A 23,842-nucleotide genomic window follows, 5' to 3' on the forward strand; every position below is an offset into this window, starting at 1 on the left:
TTGTTTATTCGATTCTGTTATCTCTGTAAAAAGTATAAGGGACATAATTTACTTTAATCTCAAAATATTTGCTTTTTAGGTCGAAATATCCTGCCTTTGGAATAAAATATTCTATTTTACTGGCATCCTGAAGTATTGATTCCAATTGTTGTGCTTCGGACAGTGGCTCTGAATTTCTAGCTGCACTATTTCCCTGTTGTGCTAAATTTCCTAAACCAAGGGAAGACACTGTTTTAACTGATTTCAAAACAGGAATTTTTACACCTTCCGCTTTTTGAATGGTATCAACTAGGAAAGACTTTACAAAAGCACCGTTAAACTCAATATTCTTCAAATAATCTTCAATCGCCTTTTCTACAGGCTTTACAGAAGGCTTAGAGATCAAAGCCCCATTCTGAGGATCAAATTCATAATCCTCTGGAATTGGATTCCCCATCATTAACTCCTTATAATATTTAATATCCTGTGGCTTAATATAAATGGTAAGAGGATCAACAAAAACATTTAAATGAAGCTTCAAAACATCCCCAGGTAAAGAACTAACAATAACCTGGTTACCAGCATCTTTTATTCTAGCAATATATTCTTTAAATGATGATAGTACGTTTAAATCAACGGGCGAGATATATCCCCCGCTCTCTGTCGCTACTTTAATAAAAACCACCCCCACTTGATTGTGGAAATAATCGGAAAAAATTTGATTAACACTAGTATCAGGATTGATTACAGAACTCAAATCCACTTCACTTACCGCGCAATGTTTAACAACTTTCTTTTCACTGATTTCGGTTTCAGAAAGTCCTTGTGTATCAAACTTATACGATCCTTCTTTCCAAATTAAATCCTGTCCGTAAACAAAACTTAAAGCTTGTTCACGATACCAGTTCAAGGTGTGTGGTCTGGATATCAACGCATTCTTTTCAACGATTTTTTCATGAATCCAAATCGCTGTTGCCACGATATTAATCCATAGTCGCCAAATTGCAGTTTTGGATTGATTATCGGTCAAGCCATTTAAGGTTGCTTGCTTACCTTTTTCTTCCAAAATCTGATTTTGGATTTCAGCAATTGTACGTGCCATATTTTACTTTTTAATATAGATCATCCTGTAAGACATATTTAATATGCTTATAATGACTTAGTTATATGTTTTTAAATTATTTATAAATACTGCTAGAATTACAGTATCATTTAGATATTCCTAAAGAAATTGAATATCGTTTTTGCACTTACTTTTTAGTAAATAATGAAGTCATCATCAAGTGTCATGTAGTCAATCCCTGAAAAATCATCTATTAATTCGGCTTCTTCTTCTGTTAAAGACGTAGCCGGCTTTAGATTTCTGGATTTGTAATACTCTACAATGTCCTTTTTAAATACTTCTCTGCTTACTTTTAAGTCTTCATATACGGAGATATCTTTAGTAACGTCAAAAATGTCATTATCTTCCAAAATATCAAACACGTTTTCTACACTTCCATATTCCTGCAATGAAATATCGAAGAGGTTCTGGTTTTGTAAAGGTCTAATAGTTCCCATCTATTTTAATGTTTTGCAAATCGTTGACATCCAATACTTTTACATAAAAATTGTCATACGATAATTGTTTGTCTATTTCATTTTCTAATCGTAATCGAGATGTTGCATCGGGACTGTTAATATATTTTTTGATGCCCACACCCAATACAGGAAATTCTTTATAACTTCCTTTTTCACTCAGGAGCAAATGCTCAAGATTCTGTTGATCTGCAAACTTGACAGCAAAATCTCCATCTTCAATGAGCAAATCCTCTTCTAGGATAAAATCTTTCATAAGCTATGTTTTAATTTTTTTTTTACTTGTTACACTATTCTGTTTCTTGAAATTTCATAGTGTAAAAATAACTTTCATCTTACAAATTTCATGTCTAAAACAGCCTGTATAATCTGTAGTTTCAGCAATTACAACTGAGAAGAATTCTGGCTCATAATCAGTAATTCTAATAACTCTGCTAATTTTTGCTCACCCATCATGACAAAAGCATTGTTATTAGTAAATAATCTCAACTCAGCCATTAATTCTTCTAATCTTAATTTTTCTTGTTGTGTCATGGTTTATTTAGGACTTGTATAGGTTAAATATTTTGATGCATTTTGATTTAATGAATCAATGCTGTGATACACCATTTCACCCAAATCATTAATAATCACTCTTTTTCTGGTTAAAGAACTGTTGGTACTATACCAATATCCATAAGCTTTTTTATTTAGATAATCATTAGGCCCGGTTGTATCCAATATTATTGTATTAGTATAGTAATCACAGTCCATCATAGTGGCAGTCAAATACATAATACTATCGGCAAACCTCAAATACTGGCCTCTGGTAAATGCAAAAAGACATTTATTTGTTTTAACATTGCTAAAAGTCATTCTGTCTACCCGTTTTCCTCCAATCATTGTGTTTCTTATTGAACACAGTGCATCGAATGAGACATCAATATAGGTCATACCAAATGGAGATGCATTGGCCGCCATTCCTGCAACTGTTACATATTGTAAATCCCCACTGTTATTGACAATACTAGTAGCAAGAACATGCATATTTTTAATATATCCACTATTACGAAGTCGTAAATTATCTATGGCAGTAATTTTTGAAAGATTATTAATTCGGTACCCTGATGACGAGTTAATAATTGCTCCGGCACAAAACGTTGATTCGGAAATACTGTCTGTAATTTTTACATCAATAACATCATTTGAAGTATACTGAGCATTGTAATTAAGAAAAACGGTATTCTCCAACTTTTTCACAATTACGGCGTCAACTCTTGCTTCGGTGCTCATCGGGAAAATATAAAAATCTTTAGCATTCTTACTCGTTGCTGCAGTAACACTGAATTTAAAAGCATTATCATCCGTTTTTTCCATCATATCTCCATATACAAAATAGCCTGGATTAGTAGTACCTTTGATAAAAGGATTCTCTGTTGGGATCATTTTACTAAAGTCTTGAAAGAAGTTTTTCACATCTACATAAGGAAGTAAATATTTGTGATCATCTCTTGTATTAATATTTGCTGCGGTTAATGCATGATTACTGCCTAAATAGTAAAGTGAAGGTGTTTGTGAGTTGTTCAGCAAATAATTCTTCCAGTCTGTTTCTGACATCTTATATCTTCTATACCTTTGAACCCGCCAGTCCTTATCAATATCGATTTTTTTATCGGCTGAAATTCGTCTTGTTATCAAACCGTTTCTTGAACCAATTATCTTACCATTATCATTTTTAATATCTTGATCGGTAAAATCATACTCCAGAATTTCTCCGGGATATGTGATACTTTCTGCTATAGGTGAGAATTGGTAATTAGAAATAGCTGTTAATAATAGAATTTCACTAAGAACTGCTTTATTTTCATTTGCAGACATATCCATATAAGCAGTTCCATCATGAACATCTGTATTTATTACCCCATTAGAGCACATAACTACTTTTGAATTACTATCTAAAATAGTTGCATCGGTATCTATGGAATCATATCGCTTTAAAGAACATTTAAAAGTTGCTCCAATAATATTATGGAAGTTGTTTGCAAACTTTACATAATATCCTGAAATACTTGAAGTCATACTAACCTTGTCCCCAACTTGAATTGTTCCCGTATAATCGGATGGCAAACTGGTTACAAAAACATCATTACCAACAACTACATCTACTATTGGAGGATCAAAAAAACCATAACCTGATACTAAACTTTGATTTTTGAATTCCTTTTCAATATTTGCCGAAGATGATCCTTCGATATAATATTTTGTTTGATAGTCTGATAAAATATATTTTTGACCTATAACCAAATCACCGTTTTTAGCCTGATAATTAAGCGTTTCAAATACATGTTCTTCCTCAGAATTTTTCCTCTGGATTTCGATCAGTTCCGGCTCGGTGATAAAACTGTCGATTAAATCTGTAAACTGCCTTTGCGTGGGTTTATCCCCCGTTTCAAAGTACGTTTTTAATGTTTCTTTTGTTTGTTTCATTTAATTAAATGTTTTTATAATGTTTATTATGAAATGCTTTTCCGCATGAAATTTTAAGGCAATAGAAGGCAACCTGACTCAAAAAAAGAGTCAATTCTTAGTGATAAATTGTTTGGTGTTTTTTAAGCTGTTTCAGCTTATAAGAAAACTTCCTTTACAAAGAAAGCCTGTGTGATTTTCTGAGTGTAAAAGTAACGTCAATATTTGGGTTAGAAAAATATTTGGAGCCTTGGGATCTGTAGTTTCAGTAAGTTGTAAAAAAGAGAAAAGCTACCGGTTAGGGTAGCTTTTAACAATGTAAAATAGATTTATTTATCACTCACTATTTTATCTTTTTAAACAATTTTTCACCTAAATCTGATTTCAATAAAAGTTCTTCTGAACTTTTAATTTCAAAAAAAAGATCTTTCGAAACATTAAATGTTGTGATCTCCCATTTTTTATTCCCTTCCTCTAAAGCTTCTTCTGTCGATTGTGTAGGAAATTAAACAGGGTTTTCTAGAATATCAGATTCCTTAACATTTAAACTTAATTTCAAACCACTATTTTCATATGGTTCAATTTGAGAATTTACAACAAAAAAGCCCGGAGCGTACCCTTCCCTAGTATCATCAAACAAATCTGTATTGCCATAAAGTAATCCCGTTAAAGTCATCCTAACGACTTCTCCTTTTTCATTTTTTTCTTCCCACGAAAATCCTTCAAAATCTTGAATACTTTCTACATCGACTTTTTTCATCATCAAGAAAAGACTTTCCTTTGGATTATCAGTATCTCTAAATTCGTACTGTCCAATGAAATCGTTTAATTCAATTTTGTTAGCTGATGCAGCTTCATTGTTGATTTCTGTATTTTGATTTTTCTCTACTGAGACTTCTTTAATAGCGGTGTCTTTTTGTTGACAGGAAGTTAAGGCTATAAACAGAAGAATAATGAAAATGGCTTTACTCATTTTTAACTTTTTTTTACGAAAGTAATTGATTAACATGCCACGCTTCAAATGTATCCTAACTACTCGACAATTCATTTGAAAAAAAGCCACATCAATGAAGTATTACTATAGCATTCCGTTTTTTTCACAAATCAATAATTTTAAAACTCTTTTAAATTATTTTTTTGCATTCAAAGAGGCTTTATAGTCGTTATAATATCTATCTTCTTTTTGAATGTATTCATTTCTTTGAGATATTATATATTCTTTATCTTCATCTTTATTCCAGACATGCAATAAACTATCATACGCTTTCTCCCTAGAAAGAAATTCTTTAGTTCGCACCAATTTTCCGGAAGCATCATAATAGTTCCATACTCCACGTTTTTTTGTCAGATAATATTTTGAACTTGAGTTTTCAGATATTTCATCAATTCCTCCTTTTTTTATATAAACATACACCCCTTTTTCTTTTAAGTTTCCATTTTCATGATAACTTTCCCAAGGACCCACTTTTAAACTATCCTGAAACGCCCCCAACTCTTTTAATTGTCCATTTTTATGATAAAATTTCCAAATACCCTCTTTATTATCCAATGAGTATTCTCCTTTCGATTCTATTTCTCCTGTAGGATAAAAATGTTTCCAGTCATAATTCTTTTGTTTTTTAGCATTTAGATCTGCTCCAGGTTCATCACTCAAGATACCAATGGCTTTGATAATTTTTGAGTTAGGATAATAAAAAGTGTCTTTATCTTTTAAATAGTTATCCCATCTTCTCTCTTCAGCTTTTCTACCGGCAACAATTTCTGCAACATCTTCTTCTTTTATATAACTTCCTGGATTACTCCCATCAGGCGTAGTATTTAAATATGAACCGCTTATCCAGAAAATTTGATTCGCCAATTTTGAACCAAATTTTACTTCGCCCATACCTGATATGATTTTCAGGTACTCATAACTGTATTCTTCCCAGTCATAAATATTTATTTTGTTTTCTTCCAGAAACCATTCACCTGAATGACTCCTCTGGACAGTATCTTTTTTATAATAATGAAAAAAAGTACCATCTTCTTTGAAGTCCACATAATGGACAGCTTTTTCGTCTTCAACATTATAATACTTACCAATGAGACTTTCCCGGTTTGGTGCACAGGCCGTAAAAAATATCAATGATATAACAACTAAAATCTTGTATGGTTTCATTTGTTAAAATTTATTGCAAGGTAATTCATTTTAAGGTAATTTGAAAGTAAAATAAAATCGTTGTACAACAGTTGATATTGCTGTTTCTTTTTTTCCATTTTTTTTCCTTTTTATATTTCCTATTTCCAAATGAAGTCCTAACGATTCCCTTGATGTTTGATTGTATATATAGCCTTCTAATTTACCGTTTCTTATACGGACTAAAGCAAATGCTCCTCCAATAAATATTTGAGCAAAATTGGAATCCAAATGTTTATCTAAACTTTCTATGGCATAAGTTGGGGTTGGACTAAATTCTAAATCAATTTTTAATTCTTTACTATCAGGTTTGTTTACAAAATCATAACGGGTTTGTCGCAATAACTTTAAAGTTTCTTCCATAATTTCATTAATCATTCGACCGTGTAAAATAGCCCGGGCAAAAGCATGTTTATGATAATCAAAATTGCGGGCTTCCGGTCCAGTACCTGTGGCAAATTCGTATAACAAAATGGCAACAGAAGCTTCGTAATTTTTTTTAAATAAATTTTCTTTCCCTTTGTCGTTGAGTTTACCAACTCCAGGGTAAATCCGTTCTGCTGTTTTAACTAAAACATCACCAGCAATTTCATTAGGAATTTGGGTCACTTCTTCAATTACCTGATTTTTTAATTTAATAGCTTTATTTTTAGATATCTTTTTTATTCTTTCAAGTAATTCGTTTCTTTTTTCCACAATATCCTTAATTTCATTGTACAACTGCTCAACCTTATCACTATATTCTTTATCATAATGCTTACCTTTTTTTATTTTATTGAATTCGGTTGCAATTTCATCGTATAGCTCATTCAAATCATTTTCAAAATCTTCTTTAATCTCACCCGCAGATTTTAATAATTCTTCAATTATCGCATCCTTAACATCGCTAAGAACTTCACCTACTTTGTCTAAATTAGAAAGAATGTAAGTATGTTTTTTGTTAAAATTATTTTTTATATTCTCTAATCGAGATGCTATTTTATATTCTTTTAAGTATTTTGTTTTTTCTCTAACAGCATTTTCTTGATTAATTTTGAAAAAGATTGTTTTTTGACTGAAGTCTTTGGGATTTTTAAGTATTTTATCAATATTATCTACTTTAAAAGTGTCACTTAGTTTCAAATAATATAATTTTTTCACCATTATTTGACCAAGTTTAACTCTATCTTCATATTTCGCAAAGTTAAAGGTGAGTTTCTTTTTTTCCATAAAATGTTCTTCCATTATCTCCTGAATAATATCTGGAGCCATCCAATGGGAGAAATTTTCATTAACTTGTTTAACAATAGCATCATATTCTTTATTTCCTGAAGTATATGCGACTTCATCTAATGATTTTTTCATGAAACTGTTGTTTAAATCATTAAAAGAAGAATTGATATATTCCTGAACTAAAGATTGCTCAAATTCAACTAATTTAAGGTCTAGTTCTTGTTTTGTTAATCCCTTAAAACTTTGCTTTTTACCTTTTGCATCGATAAATTCACCGCTCAGTTTTCCTTTTCCTTCCAATAAAAGTTTTACATTTTTCATATTATCAGAAAACAAATACTTATTACCTTGTTTTAAAAATTCTTCGGTGTCATTAGACAAATACCATAAATTCAGTTGTTCTGCGGCTCCTAATGCTGTTTCTCCTTGTAGAGAATCTTTTATTGATCCCATTGTAACTCTAGCCGCTGCATCAAACCATTCAGAAATTATACCTTTAGTTTTTAAATAAGCATCCGCAAATAGGTAATAAGCTTGTCGTTGTTCGATTGTATTATATAAATAATCGTTTCCTTTTTTAGTATTGTAAATTGAAGCATTCCAAAAAGTAGATCCTGCTTTGATTGGATTATTTATCCTATCATAATCATACCAATGACCATGTTTCAATTCAGGGTATCTGCCATTTTTCCCAATAGTTTTTTCTCCAATACCGTACTTTACGACAACTTCATCTATAAGTGTACCGGACCAAATAGAATAAATACATTCTGCTCCAAGGTTTGGGTATACTTTTTTGGGGCTTAAATCGGGATATATTCTTTTTCTAGTTATTACCGTTATTCTTTCGGGCAAAGAAGGAAATATCGTTTTAAGCAACAGGAAAAGTTCATCATGTTCTTCAAATAGTTTAGAAATATCTACATTAGAATCCTTTATTTTATAAATTAATTTTTTGTAGTAATCACCAATTTCAGGATCATTAATTGCCAATTCTCGCAATTTCGAAATCATTTTCTCACTTGCTTCTCCCCAATTGACATTATAAATTGAAGGTGAGTTTTTTAAATCTTCATCTGTGGCAAGTCTCCATTTTTGTAACCCAAAATACATTTTTGTAAATCTTTCATGATCTTTTTTACGATAGAAATCTTTTGCTGTGGCTCCGTTTTCAAGGGCTTTTAAAATTCCTCTCCAATAATCTATAACTGATTCATCATTATTTTTAACTGCTTTGGATATTTCATCTATTACTTTTTCTTTCAGAGTTTCCATACTTGGCTCATTGGTCTTCCCCTGCAACGCTTTAGGAACCGCTATACTTTGTTGCGTATCGACTCCTGCATAAGTCTCAGCAGTTGTTCCCGAAAACGAATCGGTTTCACCATTTTCCGCTTCCGAAACCGAAGGAGTAGTGTCAGCTGATGCGCTCAGGTTCATGGCTTCCTGCTCGCTGTTATCAGTAACGCCTCCTCCGGTTGGAGCGCTAAAAGTAGTAGTGGTTTCCCCCGAAGCCGAAGAAGTAGTGCTTTTTGCCGTTGACGGAGTAGCGCTTTGTCCTTTTGATGAGGCAATTGCGCCTTCTCCGGCTGGGGTACTGGTATTTTCGGCAGTAGCAGTATTGGTTTGCTGCTCCTGCATTAATTGTTCTGTATCGTTTTGCTCACTTGCTTCTTTTATAACCAGAGCAATCTGCTCTAAAAAGTCTTTGCTCAATTGCTCAGAATCTTTTGAATCAGGATTATTTTCGATTATAATATTGATATCGTGAATTACATTTTTACTCATTGTGCTTGTGTTTTTTCTGGGTGCAAAATTAAGAGTCAAAATGAGATTTGTATAACTTTAATCCCTTTGTATTCAGTAGTTTCAGCATTATTGCCTTTTACTGAAACTACCGAATTCAGTGCTTGAAATTGCCCCTTTATAAAATTCTTCTTAATTACTTTTACACCCTCAAACAACATCATTTCATTGCTTGATTTCGGCAATGGATTTCTTATGCTTTCTCAACTGTTTTCAGAAAGCCAATCCCAAAAAAAATTAAAACACATAATACTAATTGTAAAACATCAATTTATGGACCATACACCTAAAGACTTGGGCGAAGTGCTGGAGACACCAGACATGAGCAATTTTAAAAATCCTTTAAACCAACAAACCGGCGGCACTATTACAATCGGGAGTTTCAACATCACTCCCATGATGCCTTCAGACAAAAAAGAAAGTATCGCCGAAATCGTAAAAAGGGAAAGAAGAGATAGCGGAGTTGTTTAAACACTGCAACAAACTGTATCGTAACACAGAGAAAATCAATAAAAATGTCAGACAAAGAAACAATAGAAAAACTAAAGGAAAAATACGGTACTGTTTTAAAACTCAGTTCCGAAGACGGCACTACAACAACCTATTGCCGAAAACCATCCTATGCAACTTTCATAGCCTATCAGGACAAATACAAAGACAATGTACACGAAGCCATCCTCTTTTTATTTAAAGAATGTGTCTTATCGGACGAAAATTATGATGATGATTTTATGCTGTCTTGCGGTAATTCCATAGTTGCTATGATTAAAGCAAGTAGCGAATTTTCCATAGATGCTACTCCGCAAAAAGACGAGTACAAGAAATCTGCAGCAATTATCAGACATGCTTTTCATGTAGATCCTTATGCCTTGCCGATTGACGAGTTCTATAAACTGCTGGAAGAAGCGCTTTGGATCCAAAAACACAACGCTGCGAAACTGGAAAACACATTTATGACCGCTTTCGCAAAAACATTTTCAAATTAAAAATTTAAAACAATAACAATGGCATTCAATATTAATGTAAACGACATTTTAAGTACCAAAGACAAAGCGTTTTCCGGTATCAATTTTAATGACTCAGAATCGAAAGATTTTATCATCGACAAAACAGGTGGCGATTTTAACTTAAGGGTATTTGCTCCTTTAATTTTCGAACCGCTTTCCAAACCCGACCTTAAACTACCCAGCTTGCGCATTGACGCCGTTACGGTAAATCTAAACCGAACCAAAAGTATTAAAAAAGAGAGTATTGAAGGAAGAGAATCTACCATTAAAGAACACATCACAAATGGTGATTTCAGTATCTCAATCGATGGTTTAATTGCCAACGAAAAGGACAACGAATTTCCAAAAGAGAAACTTTTCCTTTTGAAACAATTCCTTAATGCGCCTTATTCTTTGAGGATTACACACGCTATCCTGAACCGATTTGGAATTTATGAATTGGTAATCGACTCGTATTCCATCCCTTCCATTTCGGGGACAAAGAACATTCAAAAATTTTCTGCAAGTGCTACTTCAGATGAAACTGTTGAACTAATAATCAAAAACAATGTTTAATCTAAATGCTAAAATCAAAGTCTATGATACCGTAAAGCTGGTTCCTACACCCAAGTTTTACGAATTCACTTATGTAAAGAAGGTTGAAATAAGCAGTTCTTACGAATCACTCACCGATACGGCATCCTTTGAAATGCCTAAAAAAGTCTTTACCAATGCTTCCGGCTTTAAACAAAGTGGAACGGCCAATCTTGTCGGTAAACAAGGCTCCGAAAAATCCATTCGCGACTTTTTCAAACTTGAAAGTTTTGTGGAAATCCATTTGGGATATGATGGTGAATACAAACCTGCTTTTAGAGGCTATGTTACAGCGGTAAAAGGCGATTCCCCGGTAACCATAGAATGTGAAGACATGATGTATGCCTTAAAAAAAGTTAAAGCTGTAGATGATGGAGACGCCCAACATTCTGATGACAATTTAAATGCCATTGCTACAAATCCAACCCTTAATGAAGAAAAATTCAATCCTAAGCAATTTTTCGAAAAAAGAGTAAAACAACTTGGCTTGCCCATTAAAATAAATGCTTTGGACGAAGACATGGGAAACTTGCTCATCAACAGAAACCATAGCATCGCGCAGGTTTTCGAAATGCTAAAAAATAAAGGCATTTACACCTATTTCAAAATTGAAAAAGCTGTCCCGGTTTTAACCATAACCAACAATCCGCAGCATCATTCCGCAGCAGAATTAGGCAGTTTTATCAATCGTAATTTCATCCAATCTCCTATAGCCGGAGCCTTGGTAAAAAAACTGATAAACAAGGGATTAGATCTTTTGAGTTCACAACTTGACAATGCGATGAACAACTTTGGAGGTGATTTGTTTCCAGGTAAGGCCCGTTTCCGTTTTCATTATAACATCATTAATGATAATCTAACAGTGTTACAGGAAGCCACAAGGAATACACGAATTAGAGTGGAGAAATACTTTCCGAATTCAAACACGCCTATTCACGTAGAAATGGGAGATCCAAACGGACAGTTATTTAAAACCTATGTGCTTCATGACAATGAAACGGAACTTCCCAAAAATGTGACGGCTTACAAGAAAAAAGCTTTGGAAACTGCCTCTGAATTGTATCAATATGCCGCGTTAAGAGCCATGGAAAATAAGCCAAATGGTCTTGAAGGCTATTTCGAAACCTTTGGTGAACCATTTGTTCGTCCGACAGATAAAGTTGTTTTGGAAAACAATAAAGACGACGATAAAAACGGAACCTTCCAGGTAAAGAAAGTCGAACGAAGCTACGGTGATGGCGGTTACCGACAAAAGATCTATTTAGGAAGAAGAGTTGAAGTAATGTAAAAAACAAATCATGGGAAACATATCAGATTTAATAAAGAATGTTGTCAGTAACAATCAGACCATTCAAACCTTTGCTGCAAAAGTAACGGAAATCAACAGGGAAACAGCTGAACCACTTCACAGTGCGGATGACGCCTATACGGTAAACATTATGCGCGGGGATGGAGCCATCATAAAAAATGTACGCTTAAAAGGTTCCATTCAAGATAAAGAAGAAGGTATTATTGCAATTCCTAAACTTGGAAGTTGGGTATTGGCCTCGGTAATCGATGGTGTGGAAACAAGAGCTTTTATTTCGGAGTGTTCTGAAGTGGAACGCACTTTTATCCGCTATAAAAATGACCAAAATCAATATTTGGAAATCAATTCGAAAACTGACCAGCTGCAAGTACTTTTCAAAAAAAAGAAAGCCAGTGAAGGAGGAACTACTGCAACCACTACACCTGAATACAATAAAATGGCGGAGATCGATTTCAATCTCTCCTCGCCTGCTCCAAGTGTGACCACTTCATTTTATGATGAAAACGGAAAGGAAATTTCGAAAAACAATTTCAACGGAACGCAACACCAAACTATTTTGTCGACTGTTAATGGAGAAAATACTGTAGAACGCTTAAAATTCACGCTTTCCTCCAACGACACCACTAAAGCAGAAATGCTGTTTACGGATGCCGATGGAAACGAAAAACAAAAGCTAACCCTAAATGAAACGGGTACTGTAGTTAATATTAATGACGGTAGCACTCTTTTCACTTTAAACGATAAACTGGCTAAGGTTGCGATAGAAAATGGTTTTGAAGCACTTATCACTGATGCGAAAACATCGTTTAAGAAAGATCAGTTGACTTTTGAGATGGGCAATAAATTTAAAATTACAGCAGGAGGAATAAACTTAAAAACGGAGCTGAATTCTCTAATTTCGGAAATACAGAAAATTACAGTTACAACTCCTGTGGGGCCATCTGGAATGCCTATCAATTCTGCAGCATTTACCCCTATAAACGCTAACATAAATTCTCTTTTAGAATAAAAAACTATTAAACTAAAAATTATGCCATTAAATAAAGCTGGATTAGAAAGCGCCATTAAAGCAGTATTAACTGCTGAAAAAGCAAAAACATCAGGATCTTCAATTGATTCTTTAGCTAGCGGTTTAGCAAACGCGATTGACACATTTGTAAAAACAGGACTAGTGAGTGTCAATGTTACAACTACCGGTAGTGCAAGTGCTCAGGCCGGAACAGGAACAGGTACCATTAGTTAATTTTCATTACCCCTTTTTGTTAAAACCAGGAAGGGGTATTTCCTTTACTCTTAAAAAGCAACGGAAAATTTGACATTTTAACAAGTTTAGTACTATAAAATTGTTAAAATTCATTTTGATAGTTTTTTTAAGAAAAATTGTACATATTTTAGCAGCCGTAAAACAAATGTAAAAAAATATAAGGTAAAAGCCACAAAGATGAATCAATTAATTTTCGGAGGCAGTAAAGGTGTATTATTTCAGAACCATTTAATCACTTTAAGTGAATCCATAAGCAAAGAACTTGAAATTAAGATTAGCCATAATCTTATTGAAGAAAGAATTAAAAAAGAAATCAAAACTGACTTTCAAATTAAAAAACTACGCTTCGATATTAAGAACGCAATAGTTGAGGACAGTGATTTAAACAGGCTTAAAAGAATAACGATCAATTCAAACAATACTCAAGAAATTGTCATAAAAACATATAATTGCAAAGTGCCTTTTACAGGAAACAGTCGATTTTTAAAATACAGACCAATTTTCTTCCACGGGTTTGACTTAATTGGCAAAATCACAGAATGCGATTATAAGAATCAGCAATTTTTATCATTTACATTTCAATGCAAAGAAAATGCTAAAGAACAGTTTAACCATCTGAAAACAGAAAGTCTGGAAAACCTTGAACTAAACTGCAGTGAAATAAATAAAGAAATAAATAATTGGAACACAAAACGATTGGATGAAATAATAAATCATTTATATCCAAAATTTCATGATTACTATGTCAAAACCAAAGAATTTGAAACAATAAAATAATCAAAAAAATAACCTCAATCGATTTTAAGATACTTACTTTTAAGTCGCTTAAAATCGATTGAGGTTTAATTTAATAAGAATTTAATAATCAGACTTTATCTTTCTTAACAATGCTTTCCAACTCATAAAGCTTTCCTTCAATATTGTGAAGTTTTTCATAAATACTGACAGGATCCGGCATTTGTTTAGAAGCATACATTTTAACATACCAAACTTCTACAACATCTTCGGCATCGATAGAATAGGTTGGATAATTGCCGTCGCGATTGTCTGATTTTAAAATCAGTTTACCGCTTTCCTTAATTCGGTTCAACACCCTTTTTACAACAACGCCGTCAAATTTACTAACAATAACATAAATCCTTCCGTCTACAATATCATCAAAATTTTCAGTGTATCTCCCAAAAACAAAATCACCGTCATGTATGGTATTGGTCATGGAATTTCCTTTAACCTCAAAACATCTGTAGGTTCCGTTTTTAAGCATCGGCATACTGAATGAAGGTAAATGTTCAATGTACTCAGGATCGGCATAACCATCCAAATAACCGGCTCTTGCCTGTATTCCTATAAAGTTGATATTCTCCTTCCCGCTTTCATTAACCGTGATCACTTTGGGCAATTTAAGACCAACATTATCCTTTTCATGATCAAAAAAGATAGACTCACTTTTCCCAAATAGATATTCCGGATTAATGTTACAGTGAATAATGATACTATTGATCAAATCAAAACCGGGCTTTGTTCTTTTTCGTTGACCGTCTTCTTGTAATCTTCCATTTGTAATACTGTCAATAGTTGTTGTTGTAACCCCTATCAGTTTCGCAAATGAGTTATTATTAAGATTCAGTATTTCTATAATATATTTTATCTTATCGTGGATATCCATTTTTATTACTATTTAATATTTGTGCAAAATGTTTAAATTTTGTAGTAATTCCAATATATGTTGCAAAATTAAAATATTTAATTTAAAACTGTTGTATTAATGATTTCTTTTATAAAGGTATAAAAATTAAAACTAATTGCAAGCCCATTAATCATTTAATTCAAAACACATTACCAACAATATGTTTAAAATACATAAAACATATTACTGAAATAACTGAATCATCACTAAATAAAATTTTGTAAATTACAACATATGTTTAATATTTGCAGTGTAAAAATTAAACATATGATTTTAAAAGAATTTTATACTCAGAAAAAAGCTGCAATTGAAAACGAGCTTGGTACAGCACCTGTTATTAATGCTCTTGTTCAGCTTTACAGCGATACTGTTTTTAAAAACACTGTCACTAATCCTTTAATCATGTTCAAGTACGATACTGTCAACTGGGAATCCTCTTCGGAAAAAACCTATAAAGCTGAAGTATCCTTTTCATGTTATATCGTACTACCTCTGAACAGCAATTATAACGATGCTTTTTCAATTGCCAGTCATATCGACAAAGCTATCTTATACAAAGCCGATATAATTGACAACACCGCGTTGATTGACACTAATTCCACCTTTAAAGTACAGGAAAAACAATGGACGAACGAAGGTGATTATTGGGATAAAAATGATTTCTTCATTTGGAAAATCAGCTATAAGACTACACTGGTTGAAAATAGTTTAAAGAAGAAATACAAATTGATCCGAAATGGCGCTACAAATGATGAAATCCTAAGATTAGGTTACAGTTTAACAGATGTAGCAGAAGGAAACGTTACTGGAGATTTATACTTGAACACAAATCCAGTACATCAAACAGAATCTTCAATACTAACAGACTCGGATTTAGATAATGATGGCATTACAGATACGGATGACACCGCGATTAACGCAGCGAATTCCCTGGTACAAATTCCAGACGAAAACGACCAACCAAAAGCAGATCCTAGAACAATAAAAAACATCAAGATAAACTAACCTAACAACCATCTTAAAAAACTTAACCTATACATCATGAGAAGAAGCAAACAATTATTGGAAAAAAGAAGAGATTACGTTATCAATTACCTTAATGCAAATCAGGCCAAACAAATGAAAGTTGTAGTTGCCGAGCTTTCTGATACGCTGTTCTTAACTGAGCGTACTATCTATACCATAATCAATGAAGGACTAACTACGCCGGCCACAACATAAAGCACTGAAACTACTGATTATAAAGACTTTAAAAGTTGAAAAAATCAATAAAGGGTTATACATTTGCTCTCACAAATAGTAAAGTAAACATCCTCAAAAGTTGAAAAATCTAAATCCTAAACGGGGTATTTCAACCAACACGATTCTGTTCTTTTAAAAAAGAATACTATTTACAATCAAATATAAAAAATAAGGTAACACCTTGACAATTACGAATATACCAATTCGCAACAGCCCATGGTTTGCCCAATTTTAAATAAAAATAAAATTTTAACAATTAAATATTTACATTATGAGTACATTAAACGATGTAGTAATTAACAAATTATCGGGTGGATTAGGAAGAAGAAACCCAGACCAGGACATGGTTTCCGGTTTACTTTTTGACGGAGAAGCAACAACCAAAGGCTTTGAAAAAGACAAAGTTTACCGTTTAGCTTCCCTAGAAGATGCTGAAGCATTAGGAATTACTGCCGCTTACGATGTTGATGGACAATCGGCTTATTACCAAATCGAGCAATTCTTCAGAATGAACCCTTCGGGAGATTTATTTATCATGGCAACAACTGGTACGTCTTATGGAGAAGTTGTTGGAAAAGCTATGGAAATGCAGGAAAAAACAGATGGTAAAATCCGTCAGATGGCTGTTATTTATGCTGATTTAGACGCTGCTTTCGCACAAACAACAACTGCAGTTGCAACTGCACAAACTCAGGCTAATTTGGCTTATGCAGCGTATATGCCATTTGAAGTTATTCTTGAAGGTAAAAAATTTGACGTTGATACTGCTCCAAATTTAGCAGCTCTAAATGCTACAAACGTATCTGTAGTTATTGCAATGGACGCTGAAAAAGCAAACGAAGAAAAATTATTCCTAAAAGGAGCTACTGAAGCAGCCGACACACTTTACACTTTAGCCCCAAAAGAAGTATTAGTAGTAGCTCAACCCGCTACCGTAAACACTCCAGCTGTTTACAATATTGAAGTTGATGGAGAGATTAAAGAAGCAAACGGAGCAGCTCTTCAATTCGTTTTCAAAAAAATCTACAAAAACTCAGCTGCCGTTGGTATGGCATTAGGAACCATTTCAAAAGCTAAAGTTTCTGAAAACATTGCTTGGATTGAAAAATTCAACCTTGCCGGTGAAGGTTTTGCAAAAGCTGGTTTCGTAGGTGGTAAAGAAATCAAAACACAAGGAACTTTAAGTACCTTAAATGACAACCGCTATATTTTCGCTAAAACACATACAGGTTTAGCCGGTTTGTATTTCAACGACAGCCATACTTGTACGGAAGGTACTTCTGATTTTGCTTATGTAGAAAACAACCGTACGATCAACAAAGCAACTCGTTTATTGCGCACTGCTTTGTTACCAAAATTAGCTTCTCCAGTTTTAGTGGACATCAGCGGAAAATTACCACAATCCGTTTCTAAAGATTTTGAAGGTTTGTGTAGAGCTGCTTTAGAAGGCATGGTTGCCAACCAAGAAGTTTCAGCTTTCGATGTATATGTTAACCCTTCTCAAAACATCTTGGCTACTTCAGAATTAAGAGTAAAAGCAGAGATCATCCCAATCGGTACAGCTCGCAAAATCACTGTTGATTTAGGATTTAAAAATCCATTCGGAATCGACAAAGCCTAATCCATTTATCAATTAAAATACACAGAATAACATGAATAAATTACCATTAATTAACGGACAACAACACAGCTGGTCTTCAATCGAAGTAAGTATTGCCGGAAACATTGTAACAGGAATCACAGCTGTAAATTACAGCGACTCCGTATCGAAAGAAAACCACTATGGTGCCGGTGACATGCCAGTACACAGAGGAAGAGGAAAATACGAGGCTAAAGCTTCCATCACCTTATACAACTACGAAGTAGAGGCTATTTTGGCCGCTTTACCAAAAGGAAAAAGATTACAGGACGTAGCACCATTCAGCATCATCGTAAGTTATTTGGATGACAGTAATGAAGTGATTACACATACAGTAAGAAACTGTGAGTTTAACTCAAACAGCAGAGGAATCAGCCAAGGAGATACTAAGATCCAGGTTTCTTTCGACCTTATCTGTTCTCACATTGAGTGGAACTAATCCTTAGATCCTAAACTCCATTCATATTACGCTTATTCCGGCCGATTTAAAAGAGAAAACCAAATCCTTGATGCAAAAACGCAAAAGAAATTACACATAACAAGATTTTGCCAGCATACACTTTACAACTGCTCTTGATAAGTCCGCAGGAATAGGTCCCAAAAAGAGGCTGTTTTGAGAATTTTCCACTTGAGAAAACTCAGGCAGCCTTTTTTTATAAAACATACTGCTTTACAGCAAAAACACTCCATTACAACAGCAATACAAAACAAATTCGCGCTAACTACTCGCCCGGATACAGCCACAACTATGCTTTTACAAAAGCAATCCTAAATACGAATAAACACAAAACTCTACATATGAACCCGATTACCCAAAATACAGAAGATGTACTTGAAGGAAGCATCACTCAAGCGCAATTGAACCAATGGAAATTTAAACACAGAAAGGTTGTAAAACTGAGCATTACCGATGATGACGGTACTACCCTATTCGCGTATTTCAGAAAACCGGACATCAGTATCCGATCGGCGGTATTGCAGGCTTCTAAAATGGATGAATTCAAAGCACTGGAAGTATTGTTCAAAAACTGCTATTTGGGTGGAGACGCCAAAATTGAGCAGGAAGACGATTTACGTCTGAACATTACCACTTCCTTTTCCGATCACATACAGCCTAAACCTGTAAAAATTGAAGTGCTGTAATCTTAAATCAAACCAGTCCAATGCCAAAGTACCGATTACCTCCTTTTTGCCCCTTATAAAAATACGACCATGAATCGAAAAACACATACACTAACCCTCAAAAATGCCAGCCCTTCTGAATTGGCGCGAGTTAAGCCATTTTTACAAACGCTATGGCAAGCTCCAGGAAGCGATTTTAATGACCTTATACACACTCCTGCAAAAAAAGGAAGCAATACTAAAAAAACAGCCAATCCTTCATCAAAAAAACAAACTCAGTCTGGGATTAAAAGACTGGATGTTCGAGGATTTATCATTGCTGAAAAAGGAATCCGATTACATTACACTCCTTCTCCTAATGATGCTAAATACAAAGCAAAAGTTGGCAGATATGCTAAAGTATATAAGCCATCGGAAATGGTTACCGTAATACATGAAGAGCTTGAGAATAACGGCTGGTACAAGATAAAAACGTTAGACGGCCAATTTGGTTTTATTGAAAAAAGCAATATTGTGATTATTCCGAAAGATAATTATTTAGACCGCTACACACAAACTTTCCATTATGTAAAATCGGGAGAGAATTTCGAGAACAATATCGCTAAAGTTTACTTTAAAAACTACAAACTAGAAACTGGCAATGACATGCGTACAATAGCCGAAGCTTTCTATTTACTCAACACACAAAGTAAACATTCTCACGGAATTACTTTAAAAGAAAACATTGGCGGAGCTAAAATTGCCGAACTAGGATTAAAAGCAAGTTTTGACCCTACATTTAATAGTGCACGATTATTATACAGTCAGCTACAGCTATCTAGTAAACATATTGTCAGAATTCCAAACAAGAAATATATTGAATTACAAAGGCAATTGGGTTCCTTAAGTTCACGTCCGGAATTTATGAACCTTACGATTAAGGCCGTCGATGCTGCAGGTGAAATTCTACAAGGAGCTGCTGGAGTAATCGTTGGTATTATAGAGGGAATTTTACGAGGAATTTATGATGCTTTAGAAGGTTTAGTCGATATGGTTGGCTCCATTATACAAACCATTAAAGACTTGATTGCCGGTACTTTCTTTTCCAAAATAAAAAAGATGTATGAAACGGTAATCAACATGATTTCCAATTTAAAACCTAGCGAACTTTTAGACATGTTTCTTGCCATATTGGGAAATGTTGGGGAATCGATAAAAAAAACCATCAAAAACTGGGTTAAATCTTCTTCATTTGAAAAAGGCCGTGTTATTGGGATTTTTTTAGGCACCATTTTGTTAGAAATTTTGGTTGCTATTTTCACCGGCGGAAGTGCCAACTTAGCCAAATGGACCAGTAAATTAGGAAAACTAGGGAAAGTATTGCTAAAAATAGCCGAATTAGGTGACGAAGTCAGGGAAAAGCTCAAAGCAAACAAGCATCTTAAAAAACTTTTCAAAAAAGGAGAATACGAGAAAGATTCGGATGCCGACGGTAAGAACTGGCAACGTTGGGCACTATTACTTCAAGCCCGTGCCACGGCTAAACTAATGGATGCACAAGGAGCCAATGAAACCATGTTACTCACAGCCCTTAATACTCAAGCCAAATTATATCCTAAACTTAACGTTACCTGGCCAAAAAAAGATGTCAAAGCACAAACGTTTGATTTGTGGATGAAAGCCAGTGAACCGAAAAGAGTTGTGGACGATTTTAGTCCTGGGGAGAAAGAGAAGAAAGAGAAGAAAAAAGAAATTAAAAAAAATGATAAAAAACGTTTACAAGTAAACTCCTCTTATATCAAAAATGGATATGAATATTCAACTGATAATAAAGGAAGAATCAACAGTGCTAAAGGAAAATTAAGGCTAGAAAAAGGGACAAGAAACCCATATAGACAAAGAAATGTAGGCAAAAGTGACGGAAGACTTCCTAATGATCAAGGAGGTCACTTAATAGGGGATCAATTTGGCGGATTTGGTGGAAACGAAAATTTGGTTCCTATGGATAAAACTATCAATAATTATCATAGTGGAGAATGGGGGCAAATGGAAAAAAAATGGGCAAAATCTTTAAAGAATACCCCCAAAGTTGATATTAATATTGAAATAAAAATAAAATATTCAGATGAAACCATAAGACCATCTCATTTTGAAATAAAAGAGAATATCGATGGCAAGATTAAAAATTTCACTATATTTAACGAGTAATAACTTAAATTAAAAATGGATAACTATATTAATTCAATAATTGAGATTTCTCACAATAATTTACCCGCTCAAGATAATTGGAAATCTTTTACAATAACAGCTAAAGTAATATCAAAATTTGTTGAAATAGAAGCTTTTTACATTGATGAAGACAGCCAAACTTTTTATTTCGACCCAAAATACCCTTTTACAGAAGACAACGATGAAGATTTAACTTTCATCTTCATTAATTTAAGAAAAGCTGTTTATGAAAAAAACACTGACAAAGGCACATGGTATACTGCTGAAATTGAAGTAAATCATGACGGAGAATTTTCAATAAATTTCGAATATGATCTCAAGCCAGAATTTACCTACGAACCGAGTGATGACAAATATATTGATGATCTTAATCGTTTTCCTAGGAAAAACCAATATATCCCAGATTGGTTGAAAGAAATTAAAAATAAAAAATAAAATAACATTAATAAATTGTTTATGATTTACAAATGACAAACAATTTATAAACACAAAAGCTACAGCAAAACCCGCTGTAGCTTTTTTATTTAAGCATATTCAATGAATTATGATACTATCAAAAAAATAAATAAAAAAACAATTACAATACAACTCACCCGTCTTCATTTTTTGAAGGTAGTGTATTTATTTACCACAGAAAAAATATTGAATTTTCCTATATTTATTTCCTAAATCCAAACACGCCGTACGATTTAAAATTTAAAAAGTAATGAAATTATATGTTTTAAATACAGCATTCGAACCCAATATAAATCGGACTCAATCAATTGATCCTTCTAACAATGTAACTTTTTCCGGAACAGATTACAATGAAAATGAAGATTTTACAGAAATCATCAATCAATTACAATACCGATTAGAAAGAGATGTTCACAATAAAAAATTCAAAGATTTTTTGTATGAAGCCATTGATTTTTACAATGGTCCCTTGATCTTAGAGGACAATTTATGTCATATGTTACAATTTTATACCGTTTCCCCAAAGCTAAAAGCCTTATTAGAGCAGTTAAAATTACCTGAACATAAATTTTATCCAATTACTTTAAATATAAAAGACGGCGTAGATTTACCTTATTATATTTTTCAAATTAAAGATAATATCAATCCGTATATGGACTATGGAAAATCCTCATTTTATTCCATCCTTGGGGGCGAAAAAACCATATTCTATAATGAAGGAGAAATTAAAGATGAACCACATCTGTTGGAACTTCTACATAACGGTTTTTTTCCAACAGAACAAAAACTATTTTTAAAAAAAGAACTAGATTGGATATATCTCGCGCCTTATTTCATCATCTCAGAAAAATCAAAACAACTGTTTGAAGAAAACAATATCGTGGGAATGGAGTTTACTCCTTTTTATGAATTACCTTCAGATTATGATGAACCAAATGAACTAGGTTATTTAAATTATTATGGTGGCCGCGAAATCATCATCAACGGCAAAAACTCCATGGATGGTTTAAATAGCAACGACTTCCCAAGAGCGGATAACCAATAAAAACAATTACAATACAACTCACCCGTCTTCCTATTTTGGAGGCGGGTGTTTTTATGGAATAAAAAAATTAAACTCTTAATTTATCATTTCAGTATTTTAGAACTATCTGTAGGCAATAAAATATCTGACAAATTAGCCGGTAAAAAACTTACAAAGAATAATAATATTAACTTAGCCGAAACAATAGAAGATTTTGACAAAGATCCTACTGGAATGTCTAAAAATTTACCGTTGCATAAAGGTAGTCATCCTGAATGGGATGAATCTGTAAAAAAAGTCATTAAAAATCAAGAAAACAAGCTAATTGCTAAATATGGAAAATTAGAAAATATTCCCGATAATATATTAAAGAATGTATTACTAGATATAGAAGACATTTTACATGATAAAATTTCAAGTTTGCCAAAAGGAACTAAACTAAAATAATTATGACTAAAGTATTTATATTAAATAAAAGCGAAAATTCTAGAGGACACATAGACTTTGTTGAACATCAAGTAGGTGCTGTAAATATCCCTTATGAAAAACAAGATGATTTATATGGTCAAATAATTGGAATAGAAAGCTTTGACCTTCCTAAACAACTTTATTTTGGGGCTGATTATAAAATTATCCCTACTATCGATTATCCTGCAAATAGCTTACTTATAGACATTATGAGTAATCAAATGCTAACTATTCTTTCTGGCACTGGTGAATTTAAATTTCGCACAATTCCTGTAATTATGTTTAATCATAAAGAGCTTGAAGCTTATCATATTGAAGAAGGCATTGGTTTTGAAGATTTAAATGAAAGAAATGAAGATTATCTGGCATTCCAATTAATGGATTTTACAGCTGCATTCGACAAGGATAATTCGGTATATAGGATGTCAAGGGCTTTTCCAGATGAAATTGGAAGCATACAAAAGTTAGTTTTAAAAGAACCGATAAATGGTTTCCCTCCTATTTTTAAAATCGAAGAAGATGTAACATTACTATTCATCACCGAAGAAGCCAAAACTGCTTTAGAAACTGCCGGCATAAAAGGATGTGAATTTGTAGAAGTGGAAGTAAGCCGTTAAATTGGATTCACCAAACAATTTAAAAACAAC

26 protein-coding genes are annotated in these 23,842 nt (G+C 33.3%); 17 read left to right on the forward strand and 9 right to left on the reverse strand.

Features of this window, described 5'->3' with window-relative positions:
• Positions 1-4: 4 nt before the first annotated feature.
• The 8 genes from ABGT15_RS04730 to ABGT15_RS04765 form a co-directional block, all read right to left on the reverse strand.
• Positions 5-1,081: a hypothetical protein gene (locus tag ABGT15_RS04730; RefSeq protein WP_367230266.1), complete on the reverse strand. Its 1,077-nt coding sequence runs from the start codon at positions 1,079-1,081 to the stop codon at positions 5-7.
• Between the two features lie 155 nt (positions 1,082-1,236).
• Entirely contained in the window at positions 1,237-1,539 is a 303-nt protein-coding gene (locus ABGT15_RS04735; RefSeq protein ID WP_367230267.1) for a hypothetical protein, read from the reverse strand.
• The gene (locus ABGT15_RS04740) at positions 1,526-1,813 is read right to left on the reverse strand and encodes a hypothetical protein (protein ID WP_367230268.1); all 288 of its coding nucleotides are present in this window, start codon (positions 1,811-1,813) and stop codon (positions 1,526-1,528) included. Before ABGT15_RS04740 ends, ABGT15_RS04735 begins: the two co-directional genes overlap by 14 nt.
• A gap of 128 nt (positions 1,814-1,941) precedes the next feature.
• Positions 1,942-2,091, reverse strand: a complete 150-nt coding sequence (locus ABGT15_RS04745; RefSeq protein WP_367230269.1) for a hypothetical protein — start codon at positions 2,089-2,091, stop codon at positions 1,942-1,944.
• A gap of 3 nt (positions 2,092-2,094) precedes the next feature.
• Positions 2,095-4,023 (reverse strand): hypothetical protein, encoded by a 1,929-nt coding sequence (locus ABGT15_RS04750; protein WP_367230270.1) that lies wholly within the window; start codon positions 4,021-4,023, stop codon positions 2,095-2,097.
• 484 nt (positions 4,024-4,507) lie between these two features.
• Positions 4,508-4,975: a hypothetical protein gene (locus ABGT15_RS04755; protein ID WP_367230271.1), complete on the reverse strand. Its 468-nt coding sequence runs from the start codon at positions 4,973-4,975 to the stop codon at positions 4,508-4,510.
• Positions 4,976-5,131: 156 nt separating this feature from the next.
• Entirely contained in the window at positions 5,132-6,160 is a 1,029-nt protein-coding gene (locus ABGT15_RS04760) for a toxin-antitoxin system YwqK family antitoxin (RefSeq protein ID WP_367230272.1), read from the reverse strand.
• Between the two features lie 30 nt (positions 6,161-6,190).
• Positions 6,191-9,178, reverse strand: a complete 2,988-nt coding sequence (locus ABGT15_RS04765; protein WP_367230273.1) for a hypothetical protein — start codon at positions 9,176-9,178, stop codon at positions 6,191-6,193.
• 291 nt (positions 9,179-9,469) lie between these two features.
• On the opposite strand from ABGT15_RS04765, the gene ABGT15_RS04770 reads away from it, so the two are divergent.
• From ABGT15_RS04770 to ABGT15_RS04800, 7 genes are all read left to right on the forward strand, one after another.
• Positions 9,470-9,667 carry a hypothetical protein gene (locus tag ABGT15_RS04770; protein ID WP_367230274.1) on the forward strand — a complete coding sequence of 66 codons (198 nt, stop codon included), beginning with the start codon at positions 9,470-9,472 and terminating at the stop codon, positions 9,665-9,667.
• 44 nt (positions 9,668-9,711) lie between these two features.
• The gene (locus ABGT15_RS04775; RefSeq protein WP_367230275.1) at positions 9,712-10,182 is read left to right on the forward strand and encodes a hypothetical protein; all 471 of its coding nucleotides are present in this window, start codon (positions 9,712-9,714) and stop codon (positions 10,180-10,182) included.
• Positions 10,183-10,200: 18 nt separating this feature from the next.
• A complete protein-coding gene (locus ABGT15_RS04780) occupies positions 10,201-10,758 on the forward strand; it encodes a DUF6046 domain-containing protein (RefSeq protein WP_367230276.1) in 558 nt (185 codons plus the stop codon).
• A complete protein-coding gene (locus tag ABGT15_RS04785) occupies positions 10,751-12,064 on the forward strand; it encodes a hypothetical protein (protein ID WP_367230277.1) in 1,314 nt (437 codons plus the stop codon). Before ABGT15_RS04780 ends, ABGT15_RS04785 begins: the two co-directional genes overlap by 8 nt.
• Positions 12,065-12,074: 10 nt before the next feature.
• Positions 12,075-13,094, forward strand: coding sequence for a hypothetical protein (locus tag ABGT15_RS04790; protein ID WP_367230278.1), 1,020 nt, complete (start codon positions 12,075-12,077; stop codon positions 13,092-13,094).
• A 21-nt stretch (positions 13,095-13,115) separates the two neighbouring features.
• A complete protein-coding gene (locus ABGT15_RS04795; RefSeq protein ID WP_367230279.1) occupies positions 13,116-13,328 on the forward strand; it encodes a hypothetical protein in 213 nt (70 codons plus the stop codon).
• 198 nt (positions 13,329-13,526) lie between these two features.
• Positions 13,527-14,126 (forward strand): hypothetical protein, encoded by a 600-nt coding sequence (locus ABGT15_RS04800; RefSeq protein WP_367230280.1) that lies wholly within the window; start codon positions 13,527-13,529, stop codon positions 14,124-14,126.
• 88 nt (positions 14,127-14,214) lie between these two features.
• Here ABGT15_RS04800 and ABGT15_RS04805 read toward each other — a convergent pair whose 3' ends face one another.
• Positions 14,215-15,015 carry a S24 family peptidase gene (locus ABGT15_RS04805; RefSeq protein ID WP_367230281.1) on the reverse strand — a complete coding sequence of 267 codons (801 nt, stop codon included), beginning with the start codon at positions 15,013-15,015 and terminating at the stop codon, positions 14,215-14,217.
• Positions 15,016-15,303: 288 nt separating this feature from the next.
• Between ABGT15_RS04805 and ABGT15_RS04810 the strand changes: the two genes are divergently transcribed.
• The 10 genes from ABGT15_RS04810 (at position 15,304) to ABGT15_RS04855 (ending at position 23,812) form a co-directional block, all read left to right on the forward strand.
• Entirely contained in the window at positions 15,304-16,041 is a 738-nt protein-coding gene (locus ABGT15_RS04810; protein WP_367230282.1) for a hypothetical protein, read from the forward strand.
• Positions 16,042-16,077: 36 nt separating this feature from the next.
• Entirely contained in the window at positions 16,078-16,257 is a 180-nt protein-coding gene (locus ABGT15_RS04815) for a hypothetical protein (RefSeq protein ID WP_367230283.1), read from the forward strand.
• 292 nt (positions 16,258-16,549) lie between these two features.
• Positions 16,550-17,899 (forward strand): DUF2586 family protein, encoded by a 1,350-nt coding sequence (locus ABGT15_RS04820; RefSeq protein ID WP_367230284.1) that lies wholly within the window; start codon positions 16,550-16,552, stop codon positions 17,897-17,899.
• Positions 17,900-17,930: 31 nt separating this feature from the next.
• On the forward strand, positions 17,931-18,356 hold the full coding sequence (locus ABGT15_RS04825; RefSeq protein ID WP_367230285.1) for a hypothetical protein: 426 nt from the start codon (positions 17,931-17,933) through the stop codon (positions 18,354-18,356).
• A 359-nt stretch (positions 18,357-18,715) separates the two neighbouring features.
• Positions 18,716-19,060 carry a hypothetical protein gene (locus ABGT15_RS04830; RefSeq protein WP_367230286.1) on the forward strand — a complete coding sequence of 115 codons (345 nt, stop codon included), beginning with the start codon at positions 18,716-18,718 and terminating at the stop codon, positions 19,058-19,060.
• A gap of 69 nt (positions 19,061-19,129) precedes the next feature.
• On the forward strand, positions 19,130-21,226 hold the full coding sequence (locus ABGT15_RS04835; protein WP_367230287.1) for a DNA/RNA non-specific endonuclease: 2,097 nt from the start codon (positions 19,130-19,132) through the stop codon (positions 21,224-21,226).
• A gap of 15 nt (positions 21,227-21,241) precedes the next feature.
• Complete coding sequence (locus ABGT15_RS04840) at positions 21,242-21,682, forward strand: immunity protein YezG family protein (protein ID WP_367230288.1); 441 nt, start codon at positions 21,242-21,244, stop codon at positions 21,680-21,682.
• Positions 21,683-21,953: 271 nt separating this feature from the next.
• On the forward strand, positions 21,954-22,748 hold the full coding sequence (locus ABGT15_RS04845; RefSeq protein ID WP_367230289.1) for a hypothetical protein: 795 nt from the start codon (positions 21,954-21,956) through the stop codon (positions 22,746-22,748).
• Between the two features lie 45 nt (positions 22,749-22,793).
• Positions 22,794-23,174 carry a hypothetical protein gene (locus ABGT15_RS04850; protein ID WP_367230290.1) on the forward strand — a complete coding sequence of 127 codons (381 nt, stop codon included), beginning with the start codon at positions 22,794-22,796 and terminating at the stop codon, positions 23,172-23,174.
• Between the two features lie 2 nt (positions 23,175-23,176).
• Positions 23,177-23,812, forward strand: a complete 636-nt coding sequence (locus tag ABGT15_RS04855; protein ID WP_367230291.1) for a hypothetical protein — start codon at positions 23,177-23,179, stop codon at positions 23,810-23,812.
• Positions 23,813-23,842: the final 30 nt, after the last annotated feature.

This window comes from Flavobacterium enshiense, assembly GCF_040750275.1.
GTDB classification, from domain to species: domain Bacteria; phylum Bacteroidota; class Bacteroidia; order Flavobacteriales; family Flavobacteriaceae; genus Flavobacterium; species Flavobacterium enshiense_B.